16 protein-coding genes and 1 pseudogene are annotated in these 16,472 nt (G+C 63.9%); 3 read left to right on the top strand and 14 right to left on the bottom strand.

The annotated features are described in order from the left end of the window. Nucleotides 1–179: 179 nt before the first annotated feature. Nucleotides 180–1,520, top strand: a complete 1,341-nt coding sequence (locus tag AC1DYD_RS17125; RefSeq protein WP_478173942.1) for an EmrA/EmrK family multidrug efflux transporter periplasmic adaptor subunit — start codon at nt 180–182, stop codon at nt 1,518–1,520. Between the two features lie 83 nt (nt 1,521–1,603). After that, entirely contained in the window at nt 1,604–3,166 is a 1,563-nt protein-coding gene (locus AC1DYD_RS17120) for an MFS transporter (RefSeq protein WP_478173941.1), read from the top strand. 13 nt (nt 3,167–3,179) lie between these two features. On the opposite strand, the gene AC1DYD_RS17115 is transcribed toward AC1DYD_RS17120, so the two are convergent. From AC1DYD_RS17115 to AC1DYD_RS17090, 6 genes are all read right to left on the bottom strand, one after another. Further along, nucleotides 3,180–3,767, bottom strand: coding sequence for a hypothetical protein (locus AC1DYD_RS17115; RefSeq protein ID WP_478173940.1), 588 nt, complete (start codon nt 3,765–3,767; stop codon nt 3,180–3,182). Continuing rightward, the gene (locus tag AC1DYD_RS17110) at nt 3,764–4,432 is read right to left on the bottom strand and encodes an SCO family protein (protein ID WP_478173939.1); all 669 of its coding nucleotides are present in this window, start codon (nt 4,430–4,432) and stop codon (nt 3,764–3,766) included. The genes AC1DYD_RS17115 and AC1DYD_RS17110 overlap by 4 nt, the downstream gene beginning before the upstream one ends. Then, the gene (locus AC1DYD_RS17105) at nt 4,432–5,043 is read right to left on the bottom strand and encodes a c-type cytochrome (protein ID WP_478173938.1); all 612 of its coding nucleotides are present in this window, start codon (nt 5,041–5,043) and stop codon (nt 4,432–4,434) included. The genes AC1DYD_RS17110 and AC1DYD_RS17105 overlap by 1 nt, the downstream gene beginning before the upstream one ends. Before the next feature lie 15 nt (nt 5,044–5,058). Then, on the bottom strand, nt 5,059–5,652 hold the full coding sequence (locus AC1DYD_RS17100; protein WP_478173937.1) for a cbb3-type cytochrome c oxidase subunit II: 594 nt from the start codon (nt 5,650–5,652) through the stop codon (nt 5,059–5,061). After that, nucleotides 5,642–7,315, bottom strand: a complete 1,674-nt coding sequence (locus tag AC1DYD_RS17095; RefSeq protein ID WP_478173936.1) for a cbb3-type cytochrome c oxidase subunit I — start codon at nt 7,313–7,315, stop codon at nt 5,642–5,644. Before AC1DYD_RS17095 ends, AC1DYD_RS17100 begins: the two co-directional genes overlap by 11 nt. A gap of 107 nt (nt 7,316–7,422) precedes the next feature. Then, complete coding sequence (locus AC1DYD_RS17090; protein ID WP_478173935.1) at nt 7,423–7,986, bottom strand: acyloxyacyl hydrolase; 564 nt, start codon at nt 7,984–7,986, stop codon at nt 7,423–7,425. Between the two features lie 198 nt (nt 7,987–8,184). Between AC1DYD_RS17090 and AC1DYD_RS17085 the strand changes: the two genes are divergently transcribed. Continuing rightward, on the top strand, nt 8,185–8,565 hold the full coding sequence (locus tag AC1DYD_RS17085; protein WP_478173934.1) for a putative quinol monooxygenase: 381 nt from the start codon (nt 8,185–8,187) through the stop codon (nt 8,563–8,565). Here AC1DYD_RS17085 and AC1DYD_RS17080 read toward each other — a convergent pair. The 8 genes and pseudogenes from AC1DYD_RS17080 to AC1DYD_RS17045 form a co-directional block, all read right to left on the bottom strand. Further along, on the bottom strand, nt 8,546–8,725 hold the full coding sequence (locus AC1DYD_RS17080; RefSeq protein WP_478173933.1) for a hypothetical protein: 180 nt from the start codon (nt 8,723–8,725) through the stop codon (nt 8,546–8,548). The genes AC1DYD_RS17085 and AC1DYD_RS17080 overlap by 20 nt on opposite strands. Nucleotides 8,726–8,739: 14 nt before the next feature. Then, nucleotides 8,740–8,955 (bottom strand): hexameric tyrosine-coordinated heme protein, encoded by a 216-nt coding sequence (locus AC1DYD_RS17075; protein WP_478173999.1) that lies wholly within the window; start codon nt 8,953–8,955, stop codon nt 8,740–8,742. A gap of 94 nt (nt 8,956–9,049) precedes the next feature. After that, nucleotides 9,050–9,772 (bottom strand): alpha/beta fold hydrolase, encoded by a 723-nt coding sequence (locus tag AC1DYD_RS17070; RefSeq protein WP_478173932.1) that lies wholly within the window; start codon nt 9,770–9,772, stop codon nt 9,050–9,052. Between the two features lie 162 nt (nt 9,773–9,934). Continuing rightward, the gene (locus AC1DYD_RS17065) at nt 9,935–10,942 is read right to left on the bottom strand and encodes a helix-turn-helix transcriptional regulator (protein WP_478173931.1); all 1,008 of its coding nucleotides are present in this window, start codon (nt 10,940–10,942) and stop codon (nt 9,935–9,937) included. 22 nt (nt 10,943–10,964) lie between these two features. Then, nucleotides 10,965–11,930 (bottom strand): AraC-like ligand-binding domain-containing protein, encoded by a 966-nt coding sequence (locus tag AC1DYD_RS17060; RefSeq protein ID WP_478173930.1) that lies wholly within the window; start codon nt 11,928–11,930, stop codon nt 10,965–10,967. Nucleotide 11,931: 1 nt separating this feature from the next. Continuing rightward, complete coding sequence (locus AC1DYD_RS17055; RefSeq protein ID WP_478173929.1) at nt 11,932–12,921, bottom strand: helix-turn-helix transcriptional regulator; 990 nt, start codon at nt 12,919–12,921, stop codon at nt 11,932–11,934. 1,001 nt (nt 12,922–13,922) lie between these two features. Further along, nucleotides 13,923–14,072: pseudogene (locus AC1DYD_RS17050) on the bottom strand ((R)-mandelonitrile lyase); the annotation flags it as partial. A gap of 237 nt (nt 14,073–14,309) precedes the next feature. Beyond that, on the bottom strand, nt 14,310–16,169 hold the full coding sequence (locus AC1DYD_RS17045) for a tannase/feruloyl esterase family alpha/beta hydrolase (RefSeq protein WP_478173928.1): 1,860 nt from the start codon (nt 16,167–16,169) through the stop codon (nt 14,310–14,312). Nucleotides 16,170–16,472: the final 303 nt, after the last annotated feature.

The following is a 16,472-nucleotide window of genomic DNA, read 5'->3' as shown; positions in this document are numbered from 1 at the left end:
GGCGAAGATCATGGCGCGAAGCACGCCCGGACGATGGCACAAAGCGGGCGCATTTGGCCGCCATCAAGCAACAGATGTTTCGGCCGTATCGCGTGATCGGATTCGTCCAAGGCGACCCGATTCATGAAAGAAGCAAGACGGCATACGGCCGACCATCGGGTCTTCCGGGAATTCATGCCATGAACATACCGACCCAAGCCCCTGCGCCCATTCCAACGCCGGACTCCGCCCGTGCCGCTCCTGCCGAAAGGACGTCGCGCAACCTGCTCGCCTTCGCCTTCGGCGGGCTGGTCCTGGCCGTCACCTTTGGCTACATCGGCTACCAGGCGCTGGGCTTCGGAGCCACCTTGACCACCGACAACGCCTACGTGCAGGGCAACGTGATCCAGATCACGCCGCAGACTGCTGGCACCGTCCTGGAAGTGCGCGCCGATGACACCGACTTCGTGCGCGCTGGGCAGCCGCTGGTGCGACTCGACCCGTCAGACGCGCGCGTGGCGCTCGATCAGGCCGAGGCGCAGCTGGCACAGACCGTGCGCGAGGTGCGTACCCTCTATGCCAATAACGAGGTGCTCGGTGCCCAGATCGCACTGCGTCAAGCCGACGTGAGTCGGCTCGAATCGGAGCTCGCGCGGGCTCAAGTCGACGCACGCCGTCGCGACGCGCTGGTGCAGGACGGCGCCGTCGGTCGCGAGGAATTCGAGCACGCCAGCACCCAGCTGGCTTCGGCGCGCAGCTCGCTTGCTTCGAGCCGTGCCGCCACGCGCGCCGCTCAGGCCCAGCTTGCAGCAAACATGTCGCTGACCGACCGGACGACGGTCGAACGCCACCCCAACGTGTTGCGCGCCTCGGCACGCGTGCGCGAGGCCTATTTGGCCCTGCGCCGCGCCGAAGTGCACGCACCGGTCGACGGATTCGTGGCTCGGCGCAGCGTGCAGGTCGGCCAGCGGGTGCAGGCCGGCGCAGGACTGATGACGGTAGTGCCGCTGGACGGCATCTGGGTCGATGCCAACTTCAAGGAGGCGCAGCTGCGCCACCTGCGCGTCGGTCAGTCGGCGACGCTGGTGTCCGACCTGTACGGCAGCGACGTTCGCTACCACGGCATCGTCGCCGGCCTTGGTGCGGGCACAGGCGCAGCCTTTGCGCTGCTCCCCGCGCAGAACGCGACAGGCAACTGGATCAAGGTGGTGCAGCGCGTGCCCGTGCGCATCCTGCTGGACCCGCGCGAGGTCGCAGCGCATTCGCTGCGCATCGGGCTGTCGGTAGAGGTGTCCGTCGAGACGCACCGCTCCGACGGAGCCCGGCTCGACGAGGTCGCTCGGCCGACGGCGGCCGTGACCAACGTGTTCGACGGAGACGACCGCGCTGCCGACGAAGCGGTACGACGGATCATCAGCGAGAACCTGGCGGAGAACCCCGCAAGGGCGACAACACGCAAGACCGGCGCGAGCCCGTCCCCGGCATCCCCGCCGGGCGCACGGCCGCACGGGCACCTTCTCGTCGTGAGCGCTTCCCGCTGAACACGTGGACTGCCATGTCCGACATGCGCGACGTCCCGACGTCCCCCCCTGCGCTGGAACCTTCACGCGTACAGCAGTTTTCGTTGTTGCTGCTCATCGGCGCGCTGCCCTTCAGCGACTTTCTGCAGACGGGTGTCTTCGCCTTCAACGCCGCACCGATCATGGGCGACATCGGCGCCAGTCCGGAGGAGTACAGCCTCGTGGCCACCTTCTACGCTGTCACCGCCATTGGCATGATCTTCAACCACCGCTGGCTGGTCGAGCGCCTGGGCTGGCGTTGGTTCATGCGCGGCGCGAGCTTCCTCTTCGCGGCCGGCGCGATCGTGTGCGCCACCAGCGACACGCTGGCCTCCTTCGCCGCGGGGCGGCTGGTCACGGCGCTGGGCTGCGCATCCTTCTTCACGGCCGGGCGCGTGCTGGTGAACCGCATTCCGCCGTCGCCCAAGCGCTTCACGGGCGTGAAGTTCTTTGCCTCGGGCATCGCCTGGGGCGGCGTGTGCGGGCCACTGCTGGCATCGGCGGCGCTGTCGGTGCAGGACTGGCGGCTCGCCTTCGCGGCACAGGTGGTACCGGCCGCGCTGATCGCGATGTTCGGCGAAATCGCGCTGCCGCGCCTTCCACCGCTGGCGCATGCGCCTTTCGATGCGCGCGGCCTCGTCACGCTGGCGGGCGGCAGCACGCTGGTGCTCTTCGCATTGCAGCGCAGCGCCTTTGATTTCTTTTCGGAGCGTCCATCGCTGTACGTCTATGTGACGGTCGGCGCGCTCGCGCTTGTGCTCGCGGTTTGGCTGGTGCTTCGCAGCGAGCTGCCGGCCATCCGTCTGCACGAGATGTCGCAGCGCCGCTACCTCATCGGCCTGGCCGCCTTCGGCGTGAGCTACGCGCTGCTGGGGGGCAACAATACGGCCGTCCCGCTGCTGCTGTTGCGAGGGTTGAACCTGCCGCTGGAAGTCATCGGCCGGTACGTAGCGATCGGCGCGATGGGCGGTGTGATGGTATGGATCCTGCTGGCCCGACTGGTCCCGCGCAACCCCGGGCCGACGCGCTACTACGTGCTCGGCTTCTCGCTGCTGGCCGCCTGCGGCATCCTGCTAGGCCGCCTGAGCGAAACAGTGGACCCCGAGGCGCATTTGCTGCCAGCGCTGCTGTGCAACGGCGCGTTCGTGATTGCGGTGCTGTCGACCACGGCGGTGCAGACCTTTCGCGACCTGCAGCGCGATGAGACGCTGTTCTCGCACGCCAACCAAGTGAAGAACGTGCTCGCGCAATTCGGCGTGGCCGCGGGCATGTGCATCGCCACGCTGTTCATCCAGTGGCGCACCACCCTGCACTACGTGCGCGTGGGCGAGGCGCTCGGCCCGTCGAGCATGGCGCTGCAGGACACGCTGCGCATACTCGCTCAGCGCTACGGCGCCACGCACGACCCCGAAACCGCCACCCGCATGGCGACCGCCACGGTCAACGGCCTGCTGCTGCAGCAGTCGAGCTTCATGGCCTCGCTGGACTACTTCGTCGCCATTGCCGCCGCCGCAGGACTGTGCCTGCTGGCGGTGCTGGCGGAACGTGTGCTTCGCTACCGGCGAATGCGGCAATTTCGGCGATTGCAGCAAGCCCCGTCCTCAGGCGCAACGACGGCCGGGCCGTGAGGCGGCGCAACTATCACGCGCCATCGCCGCGCACAGCGTGTCGGTACAACGTCAGCGTGACCCAGGCCACGCCGCACAGGGTTGCGACCACGATCAGCTCGGCGCCCAGCCGTTGCTGTTCGTCGATCCGGTAGGCATTACAAAGCCGCACAGGCGCTTCGATATAGGCCGAGCCGGCGGCCACCGTCATCGGCAGCGCGATGCCCAGAAAGAAAGCCTGCACCACCGCGCCCGCCGCGCGCCACGACGCAGGAGCGACGGCGCCGGCGGCCATGAGCGCAGCGAACTTCAGCACCTCGACGCGCGTGTCGAGCAGCGCCAAGTCGAGTACGCGCGGAATCATCGCGACCGCGAGCACGGCGGCGGCCAGCGTGAGCCCGCTGATGCCCAAGCCGTTGAACCGTGCGATCGGACGCGTGGTAGATGCCGGCAGCACGGATGCGATCAATGCGCCGGCCAGCATGAGCAGTGGGTACTGCACCAACATGTGCGGCCGCATGCCGGCCTCGAGCATCGACCGAAGCGGGGTGAAGGCCAGGGCGGCAACCGCCGCCACCGTGGCCACTGCCACCACCAGGCGCAAGCCGGCCCGTGGCGTCATGGCGCTTCGCCGTGAGTTGCGGGCAGCGACGACGCGTAGTGCAGCGCGCCCTGCAGCTCGTCGTAGTCGAAAGCCCGCACCAGCCTACCACGCGGGTCAACCACCAACAGGGCAGCGTTGTGCTCAAAGCCGCCACGGCCATCGTCGATCACCGTGACGCCAAAGGCGTCGAGCAGCCGGCGCAGTTGCGCCGGATCCGCCACGCGCGCGAACCGCCACACGGCCGGATCGGCTGGAAGCCGCGCGCCGTAGGCCGCGAGGGTCGGCACATCGTCGTGCGTGGGGTCGAAGCTGATCGACAGCAACCGCACCCGCGACAGACCCGGGGCCGACACGATGGCGGCCTGCGCCTGCTGGAAGGCGCCGCCCAGCGCCGAGCACACGGTCTCGCAACGCGTGTAGACGAAGTCGACCAGCGTCGCCCGCCCGTCTTGCGACAACAGGCCAGCCAGCGGCTGCGCTTGCAGGCCGGGGCTTTCGACAACCACTTCCGGCACCGCCGCCGGCTGCCGCACCCATGCGAGCCGGCGCGCGCCTTCGGCCGTCCATACCTCGAAGCCAAGCGAGAGCCAGTGTGCCGCTGCAAAGGCCAGCGCGATCACTGAGAGCGTGGCACCCGCCGTGCGCGCGATCGAAATCGCTGCGGGGGCGGTGTGCGAAGTCATCACGGCTTGGTCAGCACCTGGAGCGCGGCCTCGCCCGCGAAGGGCTCGCCGCGGGCTGCACTCGCCTTGCGCTCGCTCTCGAACAGCGCGGCATCGACAGGCCCCGCCTTGTTCGACCACGCGCCGCGCACGTGGCTCGCAATGGCCGCGAGCTCCGCATCGCCGAGGCGGGCGAACGACGGCATGGCACCGGAATAGCTCTGGCCCTTCACGGTGAGCGGCCCGGTCACGCCATGCAGCAGGATGTTCGCGATGACGCGCCCCTGCGCCCCCACCCATTCCGAACCGTCGAGCGGGGGAAACACGCCTGGCAGCCCCTGCCCCGTCGGCTGGTGGCAGGCCGCGCAATGCGTGGTGAAAAGTTGCGCGCCATCGACCTTTCCGCCCACCCCTTGGCCCGCCCGTTCGCCGCGCAGGTCGGCGATTGTGCGGCGGTCACCGTACAACGCCGGGCCCGTCGGCTCCGACAGAAGGATGTAGGCCACGCCCACTGCCACGACGCCGAGCGTGACGGCGGCCACGGCCAGCGGCATGGGGCGGGTGCGCTCGACCGGGTCGGCGGTCTCCCGTAGCTGGGCGGCGTCGCGCTGCGCGCGGGATGAAGGCGGCATGGTGGACTCCGCGGATCAGGGCCGCGGCAGAGGCGGCAGGATTGGGTCGTCGTGCCTCAGCGCCTGCAGGTACTTGACGAGGTCGAGCGCCTCCGGAGTCGGCACCACCACGCGGCCGGAACCCGGCCCCCAGCCCGGCGGCAACACAATCGCTTGCTCGTCGGCATCCGGCGCTTCCTTGACGGTGAACAGGTATGGAAAGGCCGGCATGATCGACCCCCGCACGAAGGCGCGTGGCTGGTAGAGGTGTCCCAGGTGCCAATCCTTGCCCGGCTGGCGCACGCCGATGTTGAACAAGTCGGGACCGGTGCGCATGCTGCCCAACAGGTGCGGGTTGTCAAACACGTAGTCCCCCGGCACCGAGGGCCTGCCCCAGCCGCGCGCGGCGTCGGGCCCCACCTTGCGGTCGTGTGGCTGCTGGGTGTGGCAGTACACGCAGCCATTGGCAATGTAGACCTGCCGCCCCCGCAACTGCGCGGCGCTATAGGGCTGAAGGCCTGGCGCGGGAGGAATGTCCCTCACCTCGATGTACGGCATGACCACGAGCGCGGCGGTGGCACAGCCCAGCGCCACCATGGCGCCTGCGGCGAGGCGAATGTCACTGTCCATGCACTGCACTCATCGGGGTTTGCCGGGCCTGTTGCCAGAACAGCGCCGCGCCGGTACGTGCGGGGCCGAAGCGCAGCGCCATCGCCAGAAAATGGCCTACGAACACGACGTGACCGAGCACCATTAGCGAACCGCCGACCGAGCGCGCCTGCAGATACGGCAACGTGAGGCGCACCGATTCCATGAAGGGCCGCGACGCGTCGAGCATTGCCACGCCCTGCAGCCAGCCGCCAACGGTGAGTCCGGCGAAGTAGATGCATATGCCCACTGCGGCGAGCCAGATATGAGCAGCGATCAGTTTCGGGAAGGGCCATTCCCAATGCAGCACCCGCGGCATCATGAAATAGATGGCGCCGAACAGCACCATCGACACGAAGCCATAGGCGCCAAGGTGGGCATGGGCGACCGTGAAATGGGTGAAATGCGTCACCGCGTTGATGCTGCGCAGAGCCTCCAAGGACCCCTGCAGCGACGAGGCGAGATACATGAAGCCGCCGAACATCATGAAGCGCAGAGTCGGCGAATAGATGGCCAGGTGCATGCGGCCCTTCATCGTCGACGCCATGTTGATGCCGAAGGCCACAACCGGAATGATCATCATCACGCTCTGCACGATCGACAGCGTGACCAGCCAGCCCGGCACCGGTCCGCCGATCAGGTGATGGCCGCCGACCTGCCCGTAGAAGAAGGCCAAGGTCCAGAAGCCCAGCAGCGATAGGTTGTAAGAACGCACTGGTCGGCCAATGGTCTTGGGCAGGAAGTAGTAGATGGCGCCCACGCTCACCGGCGTGAACCACAGGCCCAGCACGTTGTGGCCGTACCACCAGTTCGTCGTGGCCTGCTGCACTCCCGTGTGCACACCCGGCAGCTTGGCGACCAGGAACAGCAAGGCGATCCACAGCAGCGCCGCTACCATGTACCAGACGCTCACATAGAGGTGCTCGACGCGGCGGTTTGCCAGTGTGAAGAGCACCGGAAGGATCACGAGCGCGAAGCCGGCGAAGATGAAGGTCGCAATAGGCCACGGAATCTCGAGGTATTCCATCCCGTCGCTCCACCCCGCTGCGATGGCACCGATGCCGCCGGCAATGCCGGTGTTGATGAGCGATCCGCCTATCATGGCCCAGATGCCACCCATCAGTTGCTGGCGCAGGAGCCGAGGCAGCACCCACAGGATCACACCAAGCGCGGCATTGGTGATCCAGCCGTACAGGACGGCGTTGAGGTGCACGGTCCTCAGCCGCCCAAAGGTCATCCAGGCCTGCGACACCAGCCAGTCGGGCTCGTGCAGCTTGAGCGAGGAAATCAGCCCAGCGGCCGAGCCGATCAGCAGCCAGAGGCAGGCAAACGCGAGGAACATGAAGACCGGAAAGGCCGAGGACCGATCGGCCGCGCGGCGCTCCTCGAGCTCGCTGTCGTCGATCGCGCCGCCGGCCACCGGTTCGGCGCCGCGCGCCCGATCGGCTTCCTGCTGCAGCGAAGCGCGTGCGTCGGCACCTAGCGCCGGGTCGTCGACGTCGCCGACTTCTCCGCTCACGAAGATCACCGAGGCACCGCGCGGATTCTCCACCAGCAGGCCCTTGCGCAGCGACCAGATGAAGGCGAAGAGGCCGATGAGTGAGAGAACGAAGGCTCCGAGCAGACTGAGCAGCGTGCTGTCCATCACCGGCTCTGCATGTTGTTGGGCATGCACTGAAGGCTATGACGACCAGTGCGCAATGCCTTGAATGCCCTTGCTGCAAATGGCCCCCAGCATGCGGGACTGCAGGCTCAGAACTTCATCGGGTAACGAAGCTGCACGAAATTTTCGCCCGGGTTCGGCTTGCGCACGCCTGCGTTGGAAAAGTGCTCGATTCTCAGCGACACCTCGTGCGCCTGCTGCGCCCCGAAGTCGTGCCCGATAGCCAGTTGGGTGCCGAAATTGAAGCACGTCGAGAACGACTTGCGGTCAGTCTCGTAGCGATGCGTCATGTTCGTCAGGGCGATCCCGCCCTCGACGAACCATGCGGCCGCTCCGCTATCGGGGCGCAGGCGTACCACGGGCCCGATCGCCCCTTGATAGAGATTCGCTCTCCTGCCATTGGCATCGTCGAAGGTCCAGAACGAGATCGAGGCCTCGGTGTACACCGTAAGTTCTGCGCCCCATGACAGTGAGCGCCACTCCCATGGCCAGCGTAGCCCAAGTGTCGCACTGCGAGTGCCGCCAGCGAAGCCTGCCTGCACGAACCACTGTGATGGTGCGGCCGGTGTATCGAAGGCGTAGGTCGCCGTCGAAAGCAGCGAGAAGATGCTTGCCGCTCCTACGAAAGTGACCAAGCACATGGATCTGTTCATGAGGACGCCTTCATCCCGAAAAGGCGTCATCATTCAGCGTGGCATGACTTCGATCTTGAATAAGAGCTGCAGCAATGGCGCAGGAAGGTCAGCGCCGTCAATAATCCCTCGCAATTCATCCAACCCTGCCGCAAACGTTCAATCCCGAACCATTCTGGCCATGCACCATAGGCAACTCTCGACAGACAGGGGTATGCCATGACTAATACGAGCGAAACCATCGGCGACGGTGTGTCATTTATCGTCTACCTACCCTTTCGTCCCGAAGTGCGAGATCACGCACGCGCGCTCCTCTTCAAGATCATCGAGGAGATGTCTCATGAGCCGGACTTCGTAGGCACGTCGGTGCACGAAGATATGAACGACTCGAACGTGATCGTCAATTACGAGACTTGGTCGTGCTCGCGCGAACACTTCATCACGAACCATCTCACAAAGGCCTACCGACTCGCCTACGAGCAATCGCTGCCGGCGCTGCTCTCCGGCCCGCGGCGGATCGAATTCCTGCGCCGCTTGGCGGTCTACGATGCCCCGCGGAAGCAATTCGGCGGTCCCGGCGTCACGGCGCCGGTGGCTTGAGGGCTTGTACGGCTGCCGGGTTGGAGCCTGACGCCGCATTGCGGTCCTGGTTGTGCGCCTCTTGAGACCAGGTGAGCCAACCGAGCGCCCACGGCCCGACCGCGATCAAGACAACCATGAGCAACTCAAACACTGAACGGGCATCCAGGGATTTGGCCATGACGGCCTTGGCGACTAGCCCTTACGAACCCAGTAGCCGTTGACGGCAGCGATGGTGGCGAACTCGGCCGCGACCACCTGTCCGATGCGAATCAACATGTCGGCGTCGAGCTCGTAGACGGCGCGAAGTTCCTCGCGAACCTCGGCATTCGGCTGCACCAGCTTGATGATCAAACGCGCCATCTTGACAGCCAGTTGCCGTCCTTCCTCAGGGCCTGCGGTAAGACAGATCGAAGGGCCCAGTGAAGGGCAGTCCTAACCCAAGCGCGAATTGCCCTTCCTGTCGGGAGAGATCTCACGTCGCAGGCCTCTTCCTCGATCCTGATCACTTGCGCATTACCGTGTCAATCGCCTCGAGAATGATCGAAGTCGTCTCCCGCGGCCTAGACATGAATAGCGCGTGGCTCGATCGCACACTGTACTGTTTCGCGCTCATTCGTGTCGCCATGCGGCGCTGAAGCGCTGCAGGCATCACACGATCGCGCTCGGCTATCAGAAACCAGCAGGGACGCTCATGCCAGGCCGCATCGGTGAGCTTCTCTTCCAAGCACTCCATCCGTATCGGCCGCTGCGTAGCCGCGAGCACTCGGGAATTGATGTTGGGCAGGTCCTGGGCAAAGTATTGCGGCCACGCATCCTGCGGGCAGTCCAGCCAACCCGCCGCATCAAGCTGGAAAACGTCGGTAAAGGCCAAAGCGTCATCGCCGCGCCGCAGGCTCTCCACACTTTCGCCGATGTCCGGCGCGTATGCAGCCACATAGACCAGCGCGTGCACCGCTGCTGCGGTGCCTGCCTGGCTGATGACAGCTCCGCCCCAGCCATGTCCGACCAACACGACCGAGCTCTTCTGCGCGGCAACGGCACGACGCACCGCCTCCGCACATTCGACCAGCGAGCTTAGCGGGTGCTGCACGGCCAACACTGACAGACCCCTGATCTGCAACCTGGAGATCACATCACCCCACGCCGAACCATCTGTCCAGGCATCGGGCACTAGCACGACGGCCGGCGCATCCGGACCATAGGTCGGAGTGGTGGCGACGATCATGCGGCGAGCGAATGGTTTGCGTTGGACCATCTGAGCATCGGTCCCCGCGCTGGGTAGCTCTTGCACAAATCCAGCATTGGTAGTCAATTTCGCGTCAACTGGTGCAGACCTCTTCCGGGTATGGCTCCCGGCATATCAATCCAGTCAGTCGGCGTGACGGCGCTATCGATCAGGTTCAAGCGGCGCCTGCTCCTCATTCGCCTCGCGCGTCGCGGTGCCCTTCCCTCGACGAATCTGCGCTGGCGTTGCGCCAAAGTACAGGCGAAAGACGCGCGCGAAGTGCGACGCGTCAACGAAGCCTGCGCGCCGGCCAATCTCCGCCGTGGTCAGGCGGCGAAACAGCGGCGATTCCAGCATGCGTAAAGCCAAGTTCGTCCGGGCTGTCATGAGGGCTCCACCGAAGGTCTCGCCGAAGCGGGCCAAGCCCCGATGCAGCGTTCGCGTCGAGATACCCAGCGCCTCTGCAACGCTCGCCGCAGTAAGGGAAGGCTCCGCACAGCGCTCCTGAATCGAATCGTGGATGCGCTGTCGCCAATCAAGACCGGCACCACTAGTCCGAAACGTGCCGCCGTCGATTTCGTTGGCCAGGAGCGCCAGAACCCCTCCTACCTGATCTGTGATCACGCCCAGCGGCAACGGGCTTTCAGTCAGGAAGCGTGGAGACAGCTGTGCGACATAGGACGTCAGCGCCCGGCCCCAGCCATCTGCACCCGGGATGCGACGGCTAACCAACACATCAGGATGCGGCACCCATTGACGTATCCAGGTCTCGGACAACTTGAGATGGACGAACTCGTAAGTCGCATCGATATGAATATCGTGGTTGAAGCGCGAATCGGTGACCAATGCGTCGCCTGCTTCCATGCAATGCTCACCTATGTGCGAAATGCTCCATGGCGAACTGAGGGAAAGCAGGATATGGAAGGTGCGCGCTTCGTCGCGACCGAACTCGGGATCCGCGCGGTAGGCACGATGGGGACATCCGCGTTGCCGCACCACAGAAACCAAACCCAGATCGGCAATCTCCATGTCGGCCCAGAACCCCCCACGGTCAAGGCACTGCACCTCCATGGGAACGAGGGCCGAAGACAAGGCATCGACGTAGTAGTCGAAGCGCTCGCGCTGGGAGATCCCGTCGGTCGACCAGCGAGAAATCGTGGGAGTTTTCATGCGATCACTCGGGACACGAGGGTCAATGACAGCGCATCTGCCAAGGGGCCAAGCCGGTGCGGTCTCGCAACGCCTTCGCCAAGTGCAAGCCGTCGGCGAAGCCCGTCCTTGTGGCGATCTCTTCCAAACTCAGGCGTTTGAAGATCGGAGATTTGAGCATCCGCGACGCGATGCCTACGCGGGTACCCATCAGCACCTCGCCAAAGCTCTGTCGACGCACCGCGAGCGCCCCGTGCAGAAGCTCAGTCGGAATGCCCAAGGCTTCAGCCACCTGTCCGGCGTCAAGTGCAGGCTCCGCGCAGCGCTCGACGATGCAAGCCTCGATACGGTCGTGCAACGCGACCTCGCCTCGGGTGATTCTTCTCGTCACGCCCCCCACCTCGCTCGCTACGAGCGCAAGCAGCGCTCCCACCTGGTCCGTTACCACCCTTTGCGGCAAAGGTGAATCGACGAAGAATTGCGGCGTCAACTGCGAAGCGAAGGCAGTCAGAGCACGGCCCCAACTCGAGTCGGCGGGGATCTTGCGTCCAACCAAGACGGCCGGCTCGCTCACCCAGCCCTGCACCCAATCGGCCGCGAGCTTCAGATGCATGCATTCATAGCGGTCGGGCATCTCGAGTTGGTGCTCGAAGTCTGAATCTGCTAGCACGGCATCGCCAGGCGCGAGTCGAACCTCTCCGCAGTGCGACATAGTCCAGTTCGAAACCAGGTTGATGATCAGGTGGAAAGTATGCTCACCGCTGCGCGACAGCTCGGGGGCTCGACGGTAGGACCGATGGGCGCTGCCCCTCTGTCGGCTTATGGCGATCGGCCCCAATTGAGCGAGCGTCATCTCCGCATGGAGACCATCGCGCAATCCCGGCTCGAGCTCGATGCCCATGGGAACAAGGGCTGAGCTTAACGCCGACGCAAAGTAGTCGAATCGCTGGGAGGACGGTACTTCGCTGGTAGACCAGCGCAGGATTTCGGAAGGGGCAAGAGACTCCATTTCAATGCTCCTCAGCATCGGGAACCGGGATGGCGGCTGCCCGAATTTGCTTTGGCGTACGTCCGACCCGGCTGCGCATGACCCGCGAGAAATGCGAAGCGTCGACAAAGCCGCTGCGCCTCCCGATCTCTGCAGCGGTCAATCGCCGATGGATCGGCGACTCGAGCATGCGCAGTGCAACGCCCGAACGGGCAGCCATCAGCAACGTGCCAAAGCTCTCGCCAAAGCAACCCAAGCTGCGATGCAGCGTACGCGCCGAAATCTTCAGCGAATCAGCGACCTCCGCCGCCGTGAGCGAAGACTCCGTGCAGCGCTGCGTGATGGTCTCGGAGATCCGATCTCGCAGACCTTTCTCGGCTGGCCTGGGCTGCAGCACGGTACCCGACACTTCATGAGCAGCCAGCGCAAGCAGCGCGCCCAGCTGATCGGCCAGTATCGGTGAAGGTAGCGGCGAGTCGACCACAAACTGGGGAGTGAGCTGCATCGCATAGGCAGCCAGCGCCCGCCCCCAACCGGATGTGACGGAGATGCGGCGGCCAACCAAGGCCGCGGGCGAAGGTATCCACTGGCGCAGCCATCCCTCGGATAACTTGAGATGCACGATGTCGTAGTCACAATCGGTCCGCAGCATGTGTCCGAATGCCGAGTCCGTCAAAATGGCATCACCAGGCATGAGCCGATTGCGGCCAGCGTGCTCGAGCATCCAAGGCGCCACCAAGTTGACGATGAGGTGAAAGCTACGCTCTAGGCTGCGCTCGATTTCCTTGGCTCCGCGATGAGAGGAATGCGGGCTTCCGATGATGCGGAGGACCGAGACGGGACCGAGAGTCGCTGCGGCAACCTCGTTTCGGAAGACGTCGCGGCGGTCGCTTGACACCCACATCGGAATGACAGCGGTTTCCAGCATTTGCTGAAAATAGTCAAAACGTTGCGACGCAGGCACGGCGTCAGTCGACCATCGCAGGATCGGCGGCCAGCGAGTTTCAATCATGGTGGGCACGTCCTCGAGCTTCAAAAATCGGAGCAGTATCCGCCCGTGTACTCCCTCAAGACACAGAAAAATCACCGAAGTTGCTGGCTCGTCGCACCCCTATTCCCGTAGACTTTCGCCCTGCTCGCCGGCGAGCCGACCTCTCGCCGCAGTGTCACCGACTGCGCGCGCCGTGAACGGTCTGAGCGTGCCAAGGAGCCCCGAAAAATGTGCTGTGTGCGCCACGCGGGTCGCCTCCGCAATCGCGGCCAACAGGTCGAGTGGGAGATTTGCCCCCTTTCGCTCGCAACGCCAGAGAGCCGTGCAACGCCCCAGCGAGCAGAATTTGCACGATTGGCGCTTGGCGTTGGCGCCCAAGACTCACACTCCCGCACTAGCCTTCTGCCGGTTTCAAAGACGTCACAGGCATCGCGTCCGCGATAAATGATGTGGACGCAATAGAGGGTATGGTTAAGCGGTTGGGCGAGCCGCCGCCGAGGTCCTGGCGCAAGTGCTCAATGGTCGGTTAAGGCTACGGGCGAACAGCGCGTCGGCCGCCTGGACCACCTCTTCCAGCTGCACACCGCGCGCCCCCGTCGCCGGGATGGGACTGAGGAATCGGACGCTTGGACGCCCGTAGTGCCAGGACTCATCGACGGCCTCCGATCGGGGTCGATAAGCAGCGCGTTATCGCGCATCTACGACTACTCCCGCCCTCCTCCGCTTAAAGGCAGTTGAGCAAGCGGGAGCCGTCGTTCGCAGCGAGCCGATCTGTGACTCAGATCGGCCACAACCGGACTTTCGTCACGGCCTGCCAGTTTTGCTGCGATCAAGCATCGTGGCCTTGCCCGTGGCCGGTAGAGTGATCGACAGCAAGCCAAAAATTTCAGCCCAGCGCCCATGAATCAGGTCACCGTGACCTTCGACCGAGTGTTCGACATCGTTCGCAACTCCCAACGGAATCGGGTGCCGTGCACCGAGTTCGGATTCCAAGCGGGTGAGTTGAAGAAGTACGGCATCGCAGAACGGGCACCGGGCTCAAACGTGACGCTCGCGCATGACACGCGCGAGGGAGCGGGGGCAATGTTGAGCATGTCGATGCGCACGTTCCCGGTGAAGTACTCCTCCGGGCCTTTTGCGGATGGCTGCGAGCCGGGACGTTTGAGTTGCATGATGAGTCTCCTTGGAGATGGATTGCTGGTTTGAGGTATTTGACGGGTTGCGCAGCTTTCTGGCCCGTCACTTCGGAGCGAGTTCTCCGTACCAGCAGGACGCCGTCACGCCGCCGTCCATCAGGAAGCCGCTCCTTCGCATAAACGCGCCCGACGATCAATGATCGTCGGGCGTACTTCTCAACTACTGGCTCTTGGTGAAGGGGGCCAAGTAGCTGTAAATCCTCCTGGAGAGACCTAACTACACATGTAGCTGTCGGCAGCCGTCGCAGCGCCCGAGCCGCTGTAAGTGATCTTCTTTGGATACACGCAAAGCGGCAGAGAGACTCCTGCATTGGGCGACGAAACGTTGATGCGGTCTGGCACCACGCCGTTCTCCACCCAGCGTTGCAGATTGGTGAACATTTCATCGCGCCCCGATGCGGGTTGCGGTAGCGGCTCGGCGGCACCGCCAACAAAAGCACCGGTGTGCGACAACGCAGGAATGAGATAGAAGCGATAGAACGTTTGAACCTCCGTCATGCCTCCCATGCTATCTACGACTCGTGTGTAGTAGTTGACCGACCCATTCGGCATGATGATGTTGTCAGCCAACCCGTGATACATGATCAACTTGCCTTTGCGTGCCCTGAAAGCGCTGAGATCTGGGCTGTCGGTGTTGATATTGCTGAATTGCGTTTGCAGCAGAAGTCCCTGCGCCGCCGAGTTTGCCAATTGGCCATAGCTCAGTATCTTCCACTTGTCTTGGCCGTTGCTGACCGCATTTACAAAGTCTGGCGTAGCGTATCTGGGATCTTGCAACGTCAGGGCCAGTTGATCGGTGGCGATGCTGAGCGGAGTAGGCCCAGCGAGCGTGACGAGGCTTGACCCGCGGGTTTGTCCGAACCAAACGCGATTGCCGTTGCTCAAGAACGGTGTGTTGTCGAACTCGACTGCAGGATCTGGCGCGGTGCCGTCAACCGTTTGCCCGGACCACATTTTGTTGATCGCGGTTGCTTCGGCGAGGCTCACGCAGTTTGCGCTGGAGTTGGTGCCCACAACGCCCGAGTTTCCAGCCACGCTACTGCACAATGCAGCGGCGTCCTTCGAAGGGTCATATCGGCAGGAGAATGGATCGATCAGAAACCCGAGCGCCGCTCCGCCGCACGCATTGATGGCACCTGTGGTAACTGCATTCAGCTTGGAAGTTGCGATGGGCGCGCCAAGATCTCTCTGCATAACCACTTGTGGGTACGCCAGTCCGGCGAATAGCTGAACCCAGTTGATCCCCGGGGCGCCCGCGAGGATGCCGTCGAACTCGTCCGGAAACACCTGCGCCATCTTCAGGCCTTGCCGGCCGCCTTGCGAGAACCCGTCCCAGTAGGCGTATCTGTAAGGCTTGCCATAGAAGGCTTTGGCCAGCAACTTGGTCTTCGCAGCGAGCTCGTGAATCGCACGCTCGGAAAAGTCCTTCCATCCCACCGTATTGATGCTTGCGTCCGGGTTCATCAGGAACGCGCCTCCGCTGCCGAAATGGCCGTCATCGGATGTCGAGACCACGAAGCCTTTGGCGACCGCTGCAGCCTTGACTGGGATAGGGCTCCCACTGCCGCCATTAGCTAGTTTGGTTAAGTTCGTCTCATCGCTGCCAGCAAATCCACCATTGCCGTATACCCGGATGCGTTCGTTCCAGGACGAAGCGTTCGGCAGCCACACTTCTATCCCGATGCCAGCAGTCGTGGAAGGCGCTCCGGCCGGTCCCGGATTGCCTGGGCCGACCAACAGCTTCACCACGCAAGTATCCGCGCCAGCCTTTGGCGAGGACGCGGTGGCAGTACCGGAGAGGAGGAGAGGGTCGCCCGCCTTGAACTGCTTGACGAGCAATACGCTCGTAGCTGAGTCGGGCCTGAAGGCCGTCTTCATGCTGTCGTCGCATGAAAGATTCGCTTGTGCCGCAGGTGTGGGTGGCGCCGCAGTTGCGTTACCGATGACGTTGTTGAGAGCGCCGCCGCCGCCGCCGCCACAAGCGGTGAGCGCAAGGAGAGATGGGAGGATGGTTGCTCGAAAGAACTGTGCTGAGCGTGCTCTTTTCGGCGAAGCTTGGATTTGGTAGCGCATTGTATTTGTCTCCATTGGTATATCGTGGATGGCGCAGAACGCGCCGTTGAATGCAATTCCGCACTGAGCGGAAGCGCCCGTTCCTAATTTGCGCGGTGGCGAGGACTCTCGTTTGCCAGAAATTTCCTTTCCAGGTAGGTGGGCTCTCATGCAGGACCATGCGTGACACGATTCCGCCCTTCCCGCTGTGACTGCTCCCACTGTCAGTTCCACTTGCAAGCCGACATTGGCTGGTGACCGACTGCGGCGTTGTTGGCCCCGCCCTGCGCTTCTTTCGACGACTGACCAAAGCAAGCCAATCCG

The organism is Variovorax sp. P4_B11 (assembly GCF_056402355.1).
The sequence above is the reverse complement of the archived record's forward strand: the minus strand, read 5'-3'. Positions and strand labels throughout refer to the sequence as shown.